Genomic DNA, 16,878 nt, shown 5'->3' with positions numbered 1-16,878 from the left:
CTTATTCGTGGTTGAGGCTGTCGAGCAGCCGGTCGATCAAGGCTTGGGAAGCCCCTTGATAGGCCATCGGCTCGAACAATGCCGCAATTTTTTCCGGCGAAAGATGCGCAGTGACCTGCGAATCAGCCGACAGCACCTCGCGCAGATGCTTCTTCTCGGCGACCGCGCGCTTGCTGGCGGTCTCGACGAGATGATGCGCATCGCTCTTGCCGATCTTGTCGGCCAGCGCGAAAGTGACCGCTTCCGCCATGATCAGTCCGTGCGTCGCATCGAGATTGCTGCGCATGCGCGCAGCGTCGACGTCGAGGCCCTCGGCGATGTCGACGATGGCGGCCAGCGCGCCTGAGGCGACCAGCATCAATTGCGGCAGCGTCGGCCATTCCGCGTGCCAGGGGCCCGCGCTGCGTTCGTGGTCCTGCACCTGCGCGGCAAATATCGTCGCTGCAAGCTGCGGAGCCATTGTGGCGGCGCCCAGCGCGCTTGCGGCGGCGACCGGGTTGCGCTTGTGCGGCATGGTCGAGGAGCCGCCGCGGCCTTCGCCGGCGGGCTCGAAGGCCTCGCCGACGTCGGTCTGCATCATCAGCGAAACGTCGCGGGCGATCTTGCCGCAGGTTCCAGCAAGAATAGCGAAAGCCGAAGCGGCCTCCGCGATGCGGTCGCGATGGGTGTGCCAGGGCGCTTCCGGTAGCGGCAGGTTCAGCTCCTGCGCCAGCCGCTCGGCCACTGCCAGCCCCTTGTCGCCGAGGGCCGCCAGTGTGCCGGCGGCGCCGCCAAATTGCAGCGCGAGGCCCTCGCGGGAGAGCCGCCGCAGGCGGCAGCGGGCGCGGGCGAGGCCTGCGGCATATTCGGCCGCCTTGAGCCCGAACGGCATCGGCAGCGCGTGCTGCAGCCAGGTCCGTGCCACCATCGCGGTGTTGCGATGGCTGCGCGCCAGCGCGGCGAATCCCTTGATGGCGCGACTGAGGTCGGCGTCCAGCGCATCGAGGCCGGCGCGAAGCGTGAGCATGGTCGCGGTGTCGATGACATCCTGGCTGGTTGCGCCCCAATGCACGTAGCGCGCGGCCTCGGTGTCGGCCCTGCCGACATTGGCGGTCAGCATCTTGACCAGGGGAATTGCCAGATTGCCCGATCGCGTCGCGGCCTCGGCCAGCGCCGCCATGTCAAAGGAATCGGCCTTGCATGCGGCCTCGATCGAGCCCACCGCAGAGGCCGGAATCACATTCGTGGCGGCCTCCGCGCGTGCCAAGGCTGCCTCGAAATCGAGCATGTTCTGCAGGGTCGAGCGGTCATCGCAGACCACGCGCATGGCGGCGCTCGACAGCATCGGTGCGAGCAGGGGGGAGAGGGAAGTGCTCATATTGCGCGCGACCTAATCATCATGGCCCGGCTGTGCCAATCCCCAACCGCCCGCACACGTCTTTTTGCAGTTGCGAATATGCATTGCACTTGACCGGGTGCCGCTCTTTCCTTTGCCGCGTCCCTGCGTTACTTGATCAGCATTATAAGTTACGCGATCCGGGAGGCACCTTCATGGCCATGACGATGAACGGCGAAGTCCAGCTTGCGGCGTCGCGCGAGGCCGTGTGGGCCAAGCTCAACGATCCCGAGGTGCTGAAGGCCTGCATCCCCGGCTGCGAGGAGCTTGAGAGGACCGACGACGGCGGCTTTCGCGCCACGGCGAAAATGAAGGTCGGCCCGGTGTCGGCACGCTTCAAGGGCAAAGTCACGCTCTCCGATCTCGACCCGCCGAACGGCTACAAGATATCGGGTGAGGGCGAGGGCGGGGTCGCCGGCTTTGCCAAGGGTGGCGCGGTGGTCAAGCTGGCGGAGAAGGACGGCGGCACGCTGCTGTCCTACGAGGTCGAGGCGCAGATCGGCGGCAAGTTGGCGCAGCTCGGCCAGCGCCTCATCAACGGCGCCGCCAAGAAACTCGCCGACGAATTTTTCGCGAACTTCGCCAAGGCGGTACAGGGCTGAAGGTCATCGCCTTCGGCATGGCACCTTGCGTCCCGGGCGATGTTGCCCCGGGGCATAATGGCCCATATGATGGGTTGGAATAATTATAAGAACCGCTTCGACGGGACCCGTCGGGGCGCTGATAGAGAGTGCTTATGGCAAAAATCTCCCTCATCGTGAACGGCAATCCAGTCACCGCCAACGTCGATCCCCGCACCCTCCTGGTGCAGTTTTTGCGCGAGAATCTGCGCCTGACCGGCACCCATGTCGGCTGCGACACCTCGCAGTGCGGCGCCTGTGTCGTGCATGTCGACGGCAAGGCCGTGAAATCCTGCACCACGCTGGCAGTGATGGCCGACGGCCACGAGGTCAAGACGATCGAGGGGCTGGCCGCAGACGGCGCGCCGCTGCATCCGATGCAGGAGGCCTTCCGCGAGCACCACGGCCTGCAGTGCGGCTTCTGCACGCCCGGCATGATCATGACCGCGATCGACATCGTGCACCGCAAGGGCAACGAGCTCGACGATCATACGATCCGGGAAGAACTAGAAGGCAATCTCTGCCGCTGCACCGGCTACCAGAACATCGTCGCCTCGATCTCCGCCGGCGCCAAGGCGATGGCGAAATCCGACCTCGCGTAACGCGCATCCCGCGATCAGGACATTCAGATGTACGAATTCAAATATCATCGCCCCGGGACCGTGCGGCAGGCCGCCAACCTCCTGGTGAAGAACGAAGACGCCAAGGTGATCGCCGGCGGCCACACGCTGATTCCCGTCATGAAGCAGCGCCTCGCCAGCCCTCCGCATCTGGTCGACCTCTCCCACATCGAGGGGCTCGATACGATCGAGATGAAGGGCCGTTCGCTGGTGATTGGCGCCACCGCCAAGCACGCCGAGGTCGCGACGTCCGCCATCGTCGGAGAGGCGATCCCGGCGCTCGCGAATCTTGCCGGCGGAATCGGTGATCCCGCCGTGCGCCACAAGGGCACGATCGGCGGTTCGCTCGCCAACAACGACCCGACCGCGGACTATCCGGCCGCCGTGCTCGCGCTGGGCGCGACCATCGTCACCAACAAGCGGCGCCTCAAGGCCGAAGAGTATTTCCAGGGCTTGTTCTCGACCGCGCTGGAAGCCGACGAGATCATCACCAAGGTGATGTTCCCGCTGCCGAAGAAGGCGGCCTACGTCAAGTTCCGCAACCAGGCCTCGCGCTATGCGCTGGTTGGCGTGTTCGTGGCACGGCGTCCGTCCGACGTGCGGGTTGCTGTGACCGGCGCCGGCTCCGAAGGCGTGTTCCGCGTCACTGCGTTCGAGGAAGCCCTTAAGAAGCGCTTTGCCGCGAAGGCGCTTGACGGCATTGAGGTGCCGGCCGAGGGTCTCAACAGCGATATCCACGGCAGCGCCGAATACCGCGCGCACCTCATCGGCGTGCTGACCCGGCGCGCCGTCGACGCCGCCAACGCCAAGGAGTGAGGTGATCTCACGCCTCGGCCCAAACTTGTCCCCGGTGAGGGTGTAGCGAGACTGGCTTTTTCATGACTTCAGCGGCCAATACTTCCGGGGCCTTGCCGGCATCGGTCGATGCGATGCTCGAACTCCTGACGTCGCGCGGCTATCTCGCGGAACGGTCGCTGGCGACGGTGACGTATCTCTCGCTGCGCATGGGCCGGCCATTGTTCCTGGAAGGCGAGGCCGGCGTCGGCAAGACCGAGATCGCCAAGGTCCTGTCCGCTGCGCTCGGGCGGAAGCTGATCCGCCTGCAGTGCTACGAAGGCCTCGACGTCTCCTCCGCGGTCTATGAGTGGAATAGCGCCGCGCAGATGATCGCGATCCGGATGGCGGAAGCCGCCGGCGACACCGATCGCGACCAGCTCTCGAGCGACATCTTCGCCGACCGTTACATGATCAAGCGGCCGCTGCTGCAGGCGCTGGAGCCCGACGTTGCGGGACCACCGGTGCTGCTGATCGACGAGCTCGATCGCGCCGACGAGGCGTTCGAGGCTTACCTCCTCGAAATCCTCAGTGACTTCCAGGTGACGATTCCCGAATTCGGCACGGTGAAGGCGCCGGCCCCGCCGATCGTCATCATCACCTCCAACCGCACCCGCGAAATCCACGACGCGCTGAAGCGGCGCTGTCTCTATCACTGGGTCGATTATCCCGCCGCAGAGCGCGAGCTCGCGATCGTCAAGACGCGGGTGCCCGGCATTTCCGCAAAGCTGTCGCAGCAGGTCGTGCGCTTCGTCCAGGCGCTGCGCAACCAGGACTTCTACAAGTCGCCGGGCGTTGCCGAGACCATCGACTGGGCCACCGCGCTGTCGGAGTTAGATGCCCGCTCGCTGACCCCGCAAGTGGTCGGCGACACGCTGGGCGCGCTGCTCAAGTACCAGGACGACATCACCCGCATGCAGGGCGACACCCTGCAGAAGGTGCTGAAGGAAGCGACGAGCGAGAATTGACGCGCGTCATTTGAGTTCGTCATTCCGGGGCGCGCGTCAACGCGAACTCCGGTGCGCAATTGCGCACCTGAGAATCTCGCGCTGCAATCTCTGGATTCCGGGTTCGCTGTGCGACGCCCCGGAATGACGGAGCGAGGATAGACCATGGCCATCAACCACCTTGCCCCCGAGCAGACCGAGCAATTCGCCGACAACATCGTCGGCTTCGCCCGCGCTCTGCGCTCTGCGGGCATGCCGGTCGGGCCGGGCGCTGTCATCGACGCCATGAGCGCGCTCCAGGTGATCGAGATCGGCAACCGCGCCGATGTCTTCACCACGCTGGAGGCGATCTTCGTCAAGCGTCATGAGCACGCGCTGATTTTCAAGCAGGCCTTCAACCTGTTCTTCCGCGCCTCGGAAGAGTGGAAGCACATGCTGGATTCGGTGCCGCTGCCGGATGAGGCCAAGAAGAAGCCGCAGGCCGGCTCGCGCCGCGTGCAGGAGGCGATGGCGCGGCCGCGCATGACTGAGACGCCGCAGCACCAGGAGCAGGATCTGCGCCTGTCGGTGTCCGACAGGGAGATTCTTCAGAAGAAGGATTTTGCGCAGATGAGCGCCGCCGAGATCAGCGAGGCGCTGCGTGCGGTCGAGCGGATGCATCTGCCGCAGGCCGAGCTCCTGACGCGCCGGCACCGGCCTGATCCGCACGGGCTTCGCCTCGACCTCCGCCGCACGCTGCGCGCCTCCTTGCGCACCGGCGGCGACATCATCGACATCCATCGTCTCGGGCGGATCGAGAAGCCGGCGCCGATCGTGGCGCTGCTCGATATCTCGGGCTCGATGAGCGAGTACACCCGCCTGTTCCTGCATTTCCTCCATGCCATCGGCGATGCGCGTAAGCGCGTCTCGGTGTTCCTGTTCGGCACCCGGCTGACCAACGTCACCCGCGCGCTGCGCCAGCGCGATCCCGACGAGGCGCTGGCGAGTTGCTCGGCCTCGGTTGAGGACTGGGCTGGCGGCACCCGGATCTCGGCCTCGCTGCACAACTTCAACAAATTGTGGGCGCGGCGCGTGCTGAGCCAGGGCGCCATCGTGCTCCTGATTTCCGACGGGCTGGAGCGGGAGGCGGATTCCAGGCTGGCCTTCGAGATGGACCGGCTGCACCGCTCGTGCCGGCGGCTGATCTGGCTCAACCCGCTGCTGCGGTTCGGCGGCTTCGAGGCCAAGGCCCAGGGCATCAAAATGATGCTCCCGCACGTTGACGAATTCCGCCCGGTACATAATTTGAGTTCGATCCAGGAGCTGATCACGACGCTCTCCCGGCCGCTGCCGCCGCATCACCGCAGCCTGATCCGCTCCGCAGCTTGAGAGGCACCCCATGCTCGATCGCGACGAGGATATTCTGAAGGCGGCGGAGGACTGGCAGAAGGCCGGCCGTGGTGTCGCGCTCGCCACCGTGGTGGAGACCTGGGGCTCGGCGCCGCGCCCGGCGGGCTCCAGCCTCGTCATCAACGACGAAGGCACGTTCCTGGGTTCGGTCTCCGGCGGCTGCGTCGAGGGCGCCGTGGTCACCGAGGCCATGGACGTGATCCAGAGCGGCAAGCCGAGGATGCTGGAGTTCGGCGTCGCCGACGAGACCGCCTGGAATGTCGGGCTGTCCTGCGGCGGCACCATCCGTGTCTTCGTCGAGAAAGTCGGTTAGCCGTGAAGCTCGCAATCCTGCACGAACTCAATGCCGAGCGAGCCGCGCGCCGGCCGGTGATCCTGGTGACCGACACCGAGAGCGGCGAGCAGCGCCTGGTGAAGGCGAAGGATTTTGCAAAAGACCCGTTGCGCGCCGAGCTCGACAAGCAACTCCGTATGGGCAAGAGCGCCAATGTCGAGGCCGGCGGCAAGAAGCTGTTCCTCAACGTCTACGCGCCGACCGCAAAACTCGTCATCGTCGGCGCGGTCCATATCAGCCAGGCCTTGGCGCCGCTGGCGCGCTCGCTCGGCTACGACGTGACCGTCGTGGATCCGCGCACGGCGTTCGCCAGCCCCGAGCGCTTTCCCGACGTTCCGCTGGTGGCCGAATGGCCGGACACCGCGCTGCCGCCGCTCAATGTCGATGCCTACACCGCCTTCGTCGCGGTGACGCACGATCCCAAGATCGACGATCCCGCGCTGCTGCACGCCTTCGAGCGCGGCTGCTTCTATATCGGCGCGCTCGGCTCGCGGAAGACGCACGCCAAGCGCGGCGACCGGCTGCGGGCGCAGGGCGCCAAGGAAAGCGACATCGCGCGCATCCACGCGCCCATTGGACTTGCGATCGGTGCGGTCTCCCCGTCCGAGATCGCGGTGTCGATCATGGCGGAGATCACCGCGGTGCTCCGCCTGCCACCCAAAGAAAAAGAAGAAGCGGCATGAAGTTCGGCCCGGCGAGCCCCAAGGATGCAATCGGCGGGGTGACCGTCCACACCTTGCGCCAGGGACCGCTGGTGCTGAAGAAGGGCACGACGATCGGGCCTGCCGAGGTCGAGCAGCTCACGCGCGCCGGCATCAAGGACATCGTCGTGGTGCGCATGGAGGCGGGCGACGTCTCCGAGGACGTTGCGGCCGCCGGTATCGCGCTGGCCGTCGGCGGCGAGGGCATTCATGTCGAACGCGCCTTCACCGGCCGTGCCAATCTGTTCGCCGCGCGCCCGGGCGTGCTTGTGATCGACCGCGCGGCGGTCGACCGCATCAACAACATCGACGAGGCCATCACGTTTGCGACGCTCACCGCTTACAAGCCGGTGGTCGAGGGCGAGATGGTCGGCACCGTCAAGATCATCCCGTTCGGCGTCGAAGGCAGTTTGCGCGATGCCGCGGTGAAGGCCGCAGGCAAGGACGTGCTGAAGATCGCGCCTTACGTGATCCAGCGCGTCGGCGTGGTTTCGACGCTGCTGCCGGGCCTCTCATCCAAGGTGATCGACAAGACGCTGCGCGTCACCGCCGAGCGGCTCGCGCCCGCGGGGGCCAGCATCATCGCCGAGCGGCGGGTCCAGCACGATGAACGCGAGCTGTCAGCCGCGATCAAGGAATTGCTCGGCTTAGGCGCCGAGCTCGTCATCGTGTTCGGGGCCTCCGCGATCGCCGATCGCCGCGATGTGATCCCGGCGGCCGTCACGGGGATCGGCGGCGAGATCGAGCATTTCGGCATGCCGGTCGATCCCGGCAATCTCTTGCTGATCGCGCGGGCCGGCGACGTTCCGGTGCTGGGCGCACCGGGCTGTGCGCGCTCGCCGGTCGAGAACGGCTTTGACTGGGTCTTGATGCGGCTCCTCGCCGGCATCAAGGTGACGCGCTCCGAGCTGATGGGCATGGGCGTCGGGGGCCTCCTGATGGAGATAGTGACGCGGCCGCAGCCGCGCGCACAGCCCGAGACCGAAGGCAACAGCCAGGTCGCCGCCATCGTGCTCGCTGCGGGCCGTTCGACCCGGATGGGCGGGCCGAACAAGCTGCTCGCCGAACTCGACGGCAAGAAGCTGGTGCGAATCGCGACCGAGCAGGCGCTGGCCTCCAAGGCCTCCGAGGTGATCGTGGTCACCGGCCACCAGACCGAGCTGGTCGAGCAGGCGCTACAGGGCCTGAAAGTGCGGTTCGTCAGGAATCCGGATTTTGCCGGCGGGATCGCCAGCTCGGTCAAGGCCGGCATCGCTGCCGTCTCCGAAACGTGCGACGGCGCCGTGGTGTGCCTGGGCGATATGCCGCTGATCGATGCCGGCCTGATCGATCGTCTCATCGACGGCTTCGCGCCGGACCGCGGCAATCTCATCGTCGTGCCCGTGAGCGAGGGCCGCCGCGGCAATCCCGTGCTGTGGTCGCGCCGCTTCTTCAAGGAGTTGATGACGCTCGACGGCGACATCGGTGCGCGCCATCTGATCGCCAAGCATACCGAGGCGGTGGCTGAAGTGCCGGTGGATGGCGAGAGCGCCTTCCTCGATATCGACACGCCGCAGGCCCTTGAAGCGGCGAGACGGGGATGAAGGTGCCGTAGGGCGGATTAGCCGAAGGCGTAATCCGCCACTGTGTTTCCCCGCGCAAACAATTGAGGCGGATTACGCTTCGCTAATCCGCCCTACGGGACCTCTCAACTCGTCGATTTCAACCACCCGTTCACCATCTGGAAACGACCAGCGCTTAGAGTCGCCTCCACCTGCCTTGGGGGGAGGGGATTTTCCATGGCTTCGAACGTCGTCGCGCGCCGTTGCGCGATGTTTTGCTTTGTCTTGTCTGTTGCCGTCACGGGCGCCCGCTACATCACCGAAGCCCATGCCGCCGGCGCGATCGCAGTCGGCAAATGCGGCGCTTATGGCCAGGCCTTTGATTACGGCCACGAGCACGAGGCGCGTGCCGCGGCGCAGAAGCAGTGCAAGGGCGATTGTACGACCGTGACGATGAAGCGCGCCTGCGCGGCGATGTCGGTCGATCTCGCCAACCCCTGCGGTGCGTATGGCTATGCCGTCAAGCCGAAGATCTCGGCCTCGCTCAACGCCGCCACGCGCGAATGCTACAAATACGGCGGCAAGGAATGCGTGATACGCGCCTGGGCCTGCGACGCCAAAGGGTAATTCCTCTTGCCGTCATTCCGGGGCGATGCGTAGCATCACCCGCAACTCAGGAATGACAGTGGAAGGAACCACATGCAATTCGACACCAAGATCGCGGTCGTGATCCGCACCGATCTTCAGGCCTGGCAAAAGCTCAACGTCGCGTCCTTCCTCACCAGCGGCATTGCCGCGGCTTTTCCGGAGTGCATTGGCGATGCCTATGAAGACGCCTCAGGCACGAACTATCACGCACTGATCGGCCAGCCGATCCTGATCTACGGCGCCGACGGGCCGGCACTATCGCGCGCGCTGGATCGTGCGCTCGCGCGCAACGTCAAGCCGGCGGTCTATACCGAGGACATGTTCAGCACCACGCACGATGCCGCCAACCGCGAGGCAGTGAGGGCCGTGGCGCGCAACGATCTCAATCTTGTCGGCATCAGCATGCGCGCCGAGCGCAAGGTGATCGACAAGATCGTCGACGGGCTGAAGTTCCATAGCTGACACGCCGGCATCCGCGCGGCGTCATCGTGGTGTCATGATGGGGCCGGCCCCGCGCAAACTTTGTGCTGTTTGACGCCCATCAAAGGAGCGCCGCGCGGCGTCGTTATTCTGCTCCAAAGTGCACAGGAGCAGACCGATGCCGACCATGAAAGCCGCAATCGTCAAGCAATTCGGCAAGCCGCTGGTGATCGAGGACGTGCCGGTGCCGCAGCCCGGTCCCGGCGAGATTCTGGTCAAGGTGAAAGCCTGCGGCGTCTGTCACACCGATCTGCATGCAGCCTCCGGCGACTGGCCGGTGAAGCCGGTTCCTCCGTTCATTCCCGGCCACGAGGCCGCCGGTACCGTCGCCGCGCTTGGGCCAGGCGTGAAGAATCTGAAAGTCGGAGATGCCGTCGGCGTCGCCTGGCTGCACGATGCCTGCATGTCGTGCGAATATTGCGAGACCGGCTGGGAGACCCTGTGCGAGCACCAGCATAACACCGGCTACAGCGTGAACGGCGGCTTCGCCGAATATGTCATTGCCTCGGCCGCCTTCGTCGCAAAGCTGCCGGCGACGGTCGATTTCGCCGCCATCGCGCCGATCCTGTGCGCCGGCGTCACCACCTACAAGGGACTGAAGGAGACGGAGGCCAGGCCCGGCGAGTGGGTGGTGATCTCAGGTGTCGGCGGGCTCGGCCATGTCGCGATCCAGTACGCCAAGGCGATGGGGCTCAAGGTCGCCGCCGTCGACATCGCAGAGGACAAGCTGGAGCTGGCGCGCGAAACCGGTGCCGATCTCGCGGTCAATGCCCTCACTGCTGGCGCGGTGGACGAAGTTCTTGCGGCAACCGGCGGCGGGGCTCACGGCGTGCTGGTGACGGCGGTCTCGACCGCCGCGTTCGCCCAGGCGCTGAAGATGGTGCGCCGGAAGGGCACCGTCAGCCTCGTCGGCTTGCCGCCGGGCGAATTCCCGACGCCGATCTTCGACGTGGTGCTCAAGCGCATCACCGTGCGCGGCTCCATCGTCGGCACGAGGCGCGACCTCGACGAAGCCGTCGCATTCGCTGCGGATGGTAAGGTGAAGGCCGAAGTGACGAAGGTGCCCCTCGCGCAGATCAACGATGTCTTCGATCGGATGAAGGCCGGCAAGATCGACGGTCGCATGGTGCTGGATTTCGGCTAGCGCCTCATTCAGGCGGCATGCCTTCGAACTTGACCAGGCTGGGATCGAGGCGATCCCAGCCATGGCCGCGCGCGGTGAAAGTGACCGCCTGCGGCTTGTAGCGGGCAGGCTCGTCGAGGCTCGCAGCGCGGATTGTGAAGACGTCGGGCTGTGCCGCGAAGGTCATGTACACAGGCACGCCGCACTGCGTGCAGAAGCCGCGCGTCTTCACGTTGCCGCTGTCAGCGACCATATCCCAATGCTTCGCCTCGCCGGTTAGCGTGACGCCGGCACGCGCGAACGTCGCGTATGAGCCATGCGCGCTGCCGCTTTCGCGCTGGCAGTCCCGGCACTGGCAGTGATTGCTGAACAGAGGTTCGCCGACAATCGAATAGCGGATCGCGCCGCAGGCGCAGCCGCCGGTATAGGGCTTGTCCATTGCGGTGCTTCCTACTTGTCTTCGCCGGAGATGGCATCGAGCCGCTGCAGCACCTTGACCCAACCGTCGCTCATGTTGCGATAAGCGGTGTCGTTCTTCGGCGTCACGAAGCCCGAATGCACCACGCGCACGCGCGTCCCTGCTTCGACCGGCGTGAGGGACCAGGTGACGACGGTGTCGAGCGCCGAGCCGTAACCGGTGTTACCCTCGTCGCCGCCCTTCCAGGCGAAGGCGAAGCGTTGGTTCGGCACGACCTCCAGAACGCGGCAATGGATCGTGCCATCCCACGCGCCGGCCGGGTTGGTCTTGAACGTGAAGGTATTGCCTTCGACGGCCTCGAAACCGGTGGGCGGCATCAGCCAGCGCGCAATCAGCTGGGCGCTGGTCAGCGCCTTCCAGATCGTCGCGGGGGCGTGAGGGAAGACCTCGTCGATGACGATGTCCTGGGTCTGGATATTGTCAGCAACAGCACTCACGGATCGATCTCCTTCAACAGGTCACGCAGATTCTGGAAGCGCTCGCGCCAGAACACGCCGTAATGGTCCATCCAGGTGACCAGCGGCTCGAGCCCCTGCGGCGCGGCGCGGTAATAGACGTTGCGGCCCTCTGCGCGCTGGCCGACGAGGCCCGCCTGTTTCAGCGACTTCAGGTGCTGGGAGATGGCGCCCTGGGTCACGCCGCTGCCGCGCGTCAGCTCGGCGACGCTGATCTCCTTGCTCTCGAACACGCGCTCGAACACCGCCCGGCGCGTCGGGTCGGCGAGGGCGCGCATCACGGTGGTGACGGGGTTTGGAGCGTCTTCGATCATGTCATTCGATTAGTCGACGCTAATTCATTAGTCAATACTAATTCGTTCGACTCTATCCAGCTCGCCCTTAACTTGACAATGACTGACCAGTCAGTCATATATTTCTGATGATGAAGAAGTCGACCAAGCTCGCCAACAAGTCGGCACAGAGCGCGGAGCCTGCGTCAGCCCGCGGAGAGGTGCCTGCGTCGAACCGTGCTGCGCGCGCGCAGGAGCGGCGCGCGGCGATCGTGGAGGCCGCGATGGAGGAGTTCATCGCCCGCGGTTTCGCCGCAACGCGACTCGACGACATTGCCAAACGCGCCGGCGTCGCCAAGGGCACGATCTACCTGCATTTCAAGGACAAGGAATCGATGTTCGAGGAGCTGGTGCGCATCGTGATCGTGCCTGTCGTGGCGCGGCTGACCGCGCTGCCGCCGCCGACGGGCTCGGTGCGCGACCTCATCGAGGCCTTTGCCAGCAACTTCCTGAAAGAGGTCATCGGCACCAGGCGCGGAGATCTGGTGCGGCTGATCGTGGCGGAGGGGCCGCGTTTTCCGGCCGTCGCCGATTTCTACTACCGCGAGGTCGTCTCGCGCGGGATCGCCGCCATGCGCGCGCTAATCGAGCTCGGCATCGCCCGGGGCGAGATCCGCGAGAAGGACCTCGCGCGATATCCGCAGATCCTGGTCGCGCCCGCGATGATTGCGGTGATCTGGCAAAGCCTGTTTGCGCGGCACGCGCCGCTCGATGCGCAGGACATGCTGCGCGTCCATCTCGATTTGATTTTTGGCGAACGGAGGACGACATGAGGTCGTCACGCGTACTTTCTGCATTTGCATTGGCCATCATCCTCGCAACCGGTCTCGCCGGCTGCCAGGAGAAGCGCGATCCCGGCTTCCAGGGCTGGGTCGAGGCCGACATGATTTTCGTCAGCCCTGATGAAGCGGGGCGGGTGACGAAGCTCAATGTCCGCGAGGGCGACGAGGTCAAGGTCGGCGATCACCTCTATTCCGTCGACGACGACCTCCAGCTTGCCGATCTCAACCAGCAAAAGGCGACGCTCGCCAACGCGCAGCAGACCTATGACCGCGCGGCCTCGCTGAGCAAGACCGGCTCCGGCACGCAGGCCAATCTCGATTCGGCCGTGTCTGCCTTGCGCGTCGCGGAAGCGCGGGTGGCGACGTCGGAGACGCGGATGGCGCGGCGCAAGGGCTTCGCGCCGGTTGCTGGCACCATCCAGCAGATCTATTTCCGCGAGGGCGAGATGGTAGCGGCGCAGCGCCCGGTGCTGTCGATCATGCCGCCCGGCAACATGAAGCTGCGCTTCTTCGTGCCGGAGACCGCGCTACCGAAGCTTGCGATCGGCGACACGGTGCGGATCGGCTGCGACAATTGCGCGGCCGATCTCACCGCAAAGATTTACTTCATTGCGACCTCGGCCGAATACACCCCGCCTGTCATCTACAGCCTCGATGAGCGCAACAAGCTGGTCTATTTGATCCAGGCGAGGCCATCGCGACCCGACGCGCTGCGGGTCGGACAGCCGATCGACGTCTATCTCAATCCGAAGACACCGGTGGCGGACAAGCGATGAATGGCGAGAGCGGCATCGCGATCGACGTCAAGGGCCTGACCAAATCGTTCGGCGGCCGCGAGGTCGTGCACGATCTGTCGATGCAGGTGAAGCGCGGCTCGATCTACGGCTTCCTCGGGCCCAACGGCTCGGGCAAGACCACGACCATCCGTATCCTCTGCGGTCTCCTCACCCCGGATAGCGGCGAGGGCACCTGTCTCGGCTACGACATCCGCCGCGATGCCGAAAAGATCAAGCGCCAGGTCGGCTATATGACCCAGCGCTTCAGCCTTTATCAGGATCTCTCGGTGCGCGAGAACCTCGAATTCGTCGCGCGGCTCTATGGCCTGGCCGATGCGCGCGGCGCCGCGCGCGACATGATCAAGCGGCTTGGGCTCTCGGGACGCGAGGAACAGCTTGCGGGCGAGCTTTCCGGCGGCTGGAAGCAGCGGCTGGCGCTTGGTGCCTGCACGCTGCCCAGTCCGAAACTCTTGCTGCTGGACGAGCCGACCGCCGGCGTCGATCCCAAGGCGCGGCGCGACTTCTGGAACGAGATCCACGCGCTCGCGGCCGACGGTCTCACCGTTCTGGTCTCGACCCATTACATGGACGAGGCCGAGCGCTGCCACGAGATCGCCTACATCGCCTATGGCCATCTGCTGGCACACGGCACCGTGGAGGAGGTGATCGCGAAGTCGGCGCTGACGACCTTCACCGTCACGGGCGAGGACCTCAACGGGCTCACGGCCGCGCTCACCGGCAAGCCGGGCGTGGACATGGTGGCGCCGTTCGGCACCTCGCTGCACGTCTCCGGCCGCGACGTCGCGGCGCTCGAGGCCAGCATCGCGCCGTGGCGGGAAAAAAGTGACTTGCACTGGCACAAATCGTCGCCTTCGCTGGAAGACGTATTCATCGAGCTGATGGGGCGCTCCAAGGACAATTTCCAATGAGTGCTGTCGATCGTCCGGCCCCAGGCCACGAGACCCGCGAGCGCTTCGGCTTCCTGCGGCGCTCCTATGCGATGCTGATCAAGGAGTTCATCCAGCTGAGGCGCGACCGCGTGTCGTTCGCGATGATCGTGATGCTGCCGGTGATGCAGCTGATGCTGTTCGGCTATGCCATCAACACCACGCCGCACCATCTGCCGAGCGCGGTGCTGCTCCAGGAGGACTCCGATCTCGCCCGCTCGATCCTGAAAGCTCTGGAGAACACCGCCTATTTCCGCTTCCTCTACGAGGTGCACGATGTCGAGGATTTCGACAATCTGCTGAAATCCGGCAAGGTGCTGTTCGGCGTCGAGATCCCGCGCGGCTTCGAGCGCGCGGTGCGGCGCGGCGACAGGCCGGCGCTGCTGGTTGCGGCCGATGCCACCGACCCGGTGGCGGCGAGCGCCGCGATCGGTTCGCTCGGCATGGTCGTGCAGACCGCGCTCAAGCACGATCTCTACATCGGCGATCCGCCGGAGATGCCGTTCGAGATCCGTGCGCATGCCCGCTATAATCCGGCAGCTAGCTCCAGCCTCAACATCGTGCCGGGCCTGGTCGGCACCATCCTCACCATGACCATGCTGATCTTCACCGCGCTGTCGGTCACGCGCGAGGTCGAGCGCGGCACCATGGAGAGCCTGCTGTCGATGCCGATCAAGCCGGTCGAGGTGATGTTCGGCAAGATCGTGCCTTACGTGCTGGTCGGCTTCGTGCAGGCGTTCCTCATCATCGGCATCGGGGTTGGCCTGTTCGGCGTCCCCGTGCTCGGCAATCTGTTCCTGCTGGCGCTGCTCTCGACGCTGTTCATCACCACCAATTTGTCGATCGGTTACACCATCTCGACGGTGGTGCAGAACCAGCTCCAGGCCATGCAGATGTCGATGATGTTCTTCCTGCCGAGCATTCTGCTGTCCGGATTCATGTTTCCGTTCGCGGGCATGCCGACCTGGGCGCAATATCTCGGCGAATGCCTGCCGCTGACGCATTATCTTCGCATCGTCCGCGCCATCATGCTGAAGGGCGCGACCATGCAGAATCTGCATTTCGACGCCTTGGCACTGGCGATCCTGATGGCGCTTGCCATGACCATCGCCGTGACGCGCTTCCGCCGCACGCTGGATTGAGGCACAATGCCTCGGAATCGAGGGGCGGGAATGGTCAGATTTGCCAGCAGGAGGACACGGCAGCACGCCGTGCTATCGGAGGATTTCGAGCGCGAGCTGACACGCGAAGTGCTGCGCACCGAGCTGCTCCGGGTGCGGGCGCTGATCATGACGGGCTGCGTCATGATGGTGCTGCTCACCGCGATCTATTTGATCGACCCCAGTGTGGTGAACCGGGTGTGGCGCGGAACGGAAGGGCTCGTCGAGGTCTACGGCCTGCTCGGCGGCTTCATCCTGTTCGAGGTTTGGGTCCACACCCAGATCAGGAAGAACCTCCGGCTCGATCGCGATCTGCCGGTGATTCGGCGCTATATCGGCACGCTGATCGAGACGTCGCTGCCCACGGTGATCCTGATCCTGCAAACCCGGACCATGGGCGCGAGCCAGGCTCTCGGTTTCGCCGTGCCGCTGATGTACTTCATCTTCGTCATCCTCTCGACCTTGCGGCTCGACTTCTGGCTCTCTGCGTTCACAGGCTTCGTCGCCGCAGCCGGGCTTCTGTCCGTCGCGCTGCTCTACAACGCGGCCGACGAAGCCGGCGAGCCCCTGATCTATTTCCACGCTGTGCGCAGCATCGTCATCCTGATCTGTGGGGCGCTGGCGGGCGCGGTCGGCGCACAGCTGCGCCGCCAGTTCGCCGCGAGCATCGCGGCTGCGACCGCGCGTGACCGGGTGACGAACCTGTTCGGCCAGCACGTCTCTCCGCAGGTGGTGGAGCGGCTGATGGCGGCGGGAACCAGCGGTGGCGGTGACGTCCGCCGCGTCGCGGTGATGTTCGTCGATTTCCGCGGCTTCACGGCGGGCGCGCAGTCGCGTACCCCACAGGAGGTGGTCGACCGGCTCGATGGCGCCTTTGCCGTGCTGGTCGACATCCTCGATCGCCAGGGCGGCATCGTGAACAAGTTTCTCGGCGATGGCTTTCTCGCGCTGTTCGGCGCGCCGCTGGAAGCCTCAGATGCCGCGCATCGCGCGGTTGCCGCAGGCCGCGAGATGCTGAGTGCGATGGAGCGCATCAACGCACAGACGAGCTGGCCGCTGCGCATCGGCATCGGCATCCATTTCGGCGAGGTCGTCGCCGGCAATATCGGCTCGCCCCGGCGCAAGGAATACACCGTCATCGGCGACACCGTGAATTTCGCCTCGCGGCTGGAGGCGCTGAACAAGGAGTTCGGCTCGCAGCTCCTGATTTCCGCGACCGTACGCGAGGCGCTGGGCAATGACGGTGACGACGCCGTTGCGCTCGGCGAGGTCGAGGTGCGCGGCTATGAGCAGAAGGTGGCGGTGTTTCAATTGGGGTAGCCGCCTTCACATGCGA

The 16,878-nt window shown here is 65.3% G+C and carries 20 protein-coding genes; 16 read left to right on the top strand and 4 right to left on the bottom strand.

Going from position 1 to position 16,878, the window contains the following annotated elements; translation table 11 throughout:
• Nucleotide 1 precedes the first annotated feature (1 nt).
• A complete protein-coding gene (locus RAD04_RS29045) occupies nucleotides 2-1,357 on the bottom strand; it encodes a 3-carboxy-cis,cis-muconate cycloisomerase (protein WP_461626546.1) in 1,356 nt (451 codons plus the stop codon).
• Nucleotides 1,358-1,530: 173 nt separating this feature from the next.
• On the opposite strand from RAD04_RS29045, the gene RAD04_RS29040 reads away from it, so the two are divergent.
• The 11 genes from RAD04_RS29040 (at nucleotide 1,531) to adhP (ending at nucleotide 10,633) form a co-directional block, all read left to right on the top strand.
• Nucleotides 1,531-1,977, top strand: a complete 447-nt coding sequence (locus RAD04_RS29040) for an SRPBCC family protein (RefSeq protein ID WP_461626545.1) — start codon at nucleotides 1,531-1,533, stop codon at nucleotides 1,975-1,977.
• Between the two features lie 134 nt (nucleotides 1,978-2,111).
• Entirely contained in the window at nucleotides 2,112-2,597 is a 486-nt protein-coding gene (locus RAD04_RS29035; protein ID WP_026201687.1) for a (2Fe-2S)-binding protein, read from the top strand.
• Between the two features lie 27 nt (nucleotides 2,598-2,624).
• Nucleotides 2,625-3,431 carry an FAD binding domain-containing protein gene (locus RAD04_RS29030; RefSeq protein ID WP_461626544.1) on the top strand — a complete coding sequence of 269 codons (807 nt, stop codon included), beginning with the start codon at nucleotides 2,625-2,627 and terminating at the stop codon, nucleotides 3,429-3,431.
• 62 nt (nucleotides 3,432-3,493) lie between these two features.
• The gene (locus RAD04_RS29025; RefSeq protein WP_461626543.1) at nucleotides 3,494-4,417 is read left to right on the top strand and encodes an AAA family ATPase; all 924 of its coding nucleotides are present in this window, start codon (nucleotides 3,494-3,496) and stop codon (nucleotides 4,415-4,417) included.
• Nucleotides 4,418-4,561: 144 nt separating this feature from the next.
• On the top strand, nucleotides 4,562-5,764 hold the full coding sequence (locus tag RAD04_RS29020; RefSeq protein ID WP_461626542.1) for a vWA domain-containing protein: 1,203 nt from the start codon (nucleotides 4,562-4,564) through the stop codon (nucleotides 5,762-5,764).
• A 10-nt stretch (nucleotides 5,765-5,774) separates the two neighbouring features.
• Nucleotides 5,775-6,098 carry an XdhC family protein gene (locus RAD04_RS29015; protein WP_007602422.1) on the top strand — a complete coding sequence of 108 codons (324 nt, stop codon included), beginning with the start codon at nucleotides 5,775-5,777 and terminating at the stop codon, nucleotides 6,096-6,098.
• 2 nt (nucleotides 6,099-6,100) lie between these two features.
• Nucleotides 6,101-6,802, top strand: a complete 702-nt coding sequence (locus tag RAD04_RS29010) for an XdhC family protein (protein WP_461626541.1) — start codon at nucleotides 6,101-6,103, stop codon at nucleotides 6,800-6,802.
• Nucleotides 6,799-8,403: an NTP transferase domain-containing protein gene (locus tag RAD04_RS29005; RefSeq protein ID WP_461626540.1), complete on the top strand. Its 1,605-nt coding sequence runs from the start codon at nucleotides 6,799-6,801 to the stop codon at nucleotides 8,401-8,403. The genes RAD04_RS29010 and RAD04_RS29005 overlap by 4 nt, the downstream gene beginning before the upstream one ends.
• Before the next feature lie 195 nt (nucleotides 8,404-8,598).
• Nucleotides 8,599-8,988, top strand: coding sequence for a DUF4189 domain-containing protein (locus tag RAD04_RS29000; RefSeq protein ID WP_028142907.1), 390 nt, complete (start codon nucleotides 8,599-8,601; stop codon nucleotides 8,986-8,988).
• A gap of 72 nt (nucleotides 8,989-9,060) precedes the next feature.
• Nucleotides 9,061-9,471, top strand: coding sequence for a DUF2000 family protein (locus RAD04_RS28995; protein ID WP_461626539.1), 411 nt, complete (start codon nucleotides 9,061-9,063; stop codon nucleotides 9,469-9,471).
• A 136-nt stretch (nucleotides 9,472-9,607) separates the two neighbouring features.
• On the top strand, nucleotides 9,608-10,633 hold the full coding sequence (gene adhP, locus RAD04_RS28990) for an alcohol dehydrogenase AdhP (RefSeq protein WP_461626538.1): 1,026 nt from the start codon (nucleotides 9,608-9,610) through the stop codon (nucleotides 10,631-10,633).
• Between the two features lie 4 nt (nucleotides 10,634-10,637).
• Here adhP and RAD04_RS28985 read toward each other — a convergent pair whose 3' ends face one another.
• Genes RAD04_RS28985 through RAD04_RS28975 form a run of 3 tightly spaced genes read right to left on the bottom strand, consistent with a single transcriptional unit; the run spans nucleotide 10,638 to nucleotide 11,859 of the window.
• The gene (locus RAD04_RS28985; protein WP_461626537.1) at nucleotides 10,638-11,051 is read right to left on the bottom strand and encodes a GFA family protein; all 414 of its coding nucleotides are present in this window, start codon (nucleotides 11,049-11,051) and stop codon (nucleotides 10,638-10,640) included.
• 11 nt (nucleotides 11,052-11,062) lie between these two features.
• The gene (locus RAD04_RS28980; RefSeq protein WP_461626536.1) at nucleotides 11,063-11,527 is read right to left on the bottom strand and encodes an SRPBCC family protein; all 465 of its coding nucleotides are present in this window, start codon (nucleotides 11,525-11,527) and stop codon (nucleotides 11,063-11,065) included.
• Entirely contained in the window at nucleotides 11,524-11,859 is a 336-nt protein-coding gene (locus RAD04_RS28975) for an ArsR/SmtB family transcription factor (protein ID WP_461626535.1), read from the bottom strand. Before RAD04_RS28975 ends, RAD04_RS28980 begins: the two co-directional genes overlap by 4 nt.
• Before the next feature lie 107 nt (nucleotides 11,860-11,966).
• On the opposite strand from RAD04_RS28975, the gene RAD04_RS28970 reads away from it, so the two are divergent.
• From RAD04_RS28970 to RAD04_RS28950, 5 genes are read left to right on the top strand one after another with little or no spacing between them, the layout of a single operon-like run.
• Entirely contained in the window at nucleotides 11,967-12,650 is a 684-nt protein-coding gene (locus RAD04_RS28970; protein WP_091965949.1) for a TetR/AcrR family transcriptional regulator, read from the top strand.
• Complete coding sequence (locus tag RAD04_RS28965; RefSeq protein ID WP_461626534.1) at nucleotides 12,647-13,435, top strand: HlyD family secretion protein; 789 nt, start codon at nucleotides 12,647-12,649, stop codon at nucleotides 13,433-13,435. The genes RAD04_RS28970 and RAD04_RS28965 overlap by 4 nt, the downstream gene beginning before the upstream one ends.
• Nucleotides 13,432-14,364: an ABC transporter ATP-binding protein gene (locus RAD04_RS28960; RefSeq protein WP_461626533.1), complete on the top strand. Its 933-nt coding sequence runs from the start codon at nucleotides 13,432-13,434 to the stop codon at nucleotides 14,362-14,364. The genes RAD04_RS28965 and RAD04_RS28960 overlap by 4 nt, the downstream gene beginning before the upstream one ends.
• Nucleotides 14,361-15,524, top strand: a complete 1,164-nt coding sequence (locus RAD04_RS28955) for an ABC transporter permease (RefSeq protein ID WP_461626532.1) — start codon at nucleotides 14,361-14,363, stop codon at nucleotides 15,522-15,524. The genes RAD04_RS28960 and RAD04_RS28955 overlap by 4 nt, the downstream gene beginning before the upstream one ends.
• 30 nt (nucleotides 15,525-15,554) lie before the next feature.
• On the top strand, nucleotides 15,555-16,862 hold the full coding sequence (locus tag RAD04_RS28950) for an adenylate/guanylate cyclase domain-containing protein (RefSeq protein ID WP_461626531.1): 1,308 nt from the start codon (nucleotides 15,555-15,557) through the stop codon (nucleotides 16,860-16,862).
• Nucleotides 16,863-16,878: the final 16 nt, after the last annotated feature.

This window comes from Bradyrhizobium sp. 25ACV (genome assembly GCF_054863005.1).
Note: the sequence above shows the minus strand (reverse complement) of the source record. Positions and strands in the feature narration are given on the sequence as shown.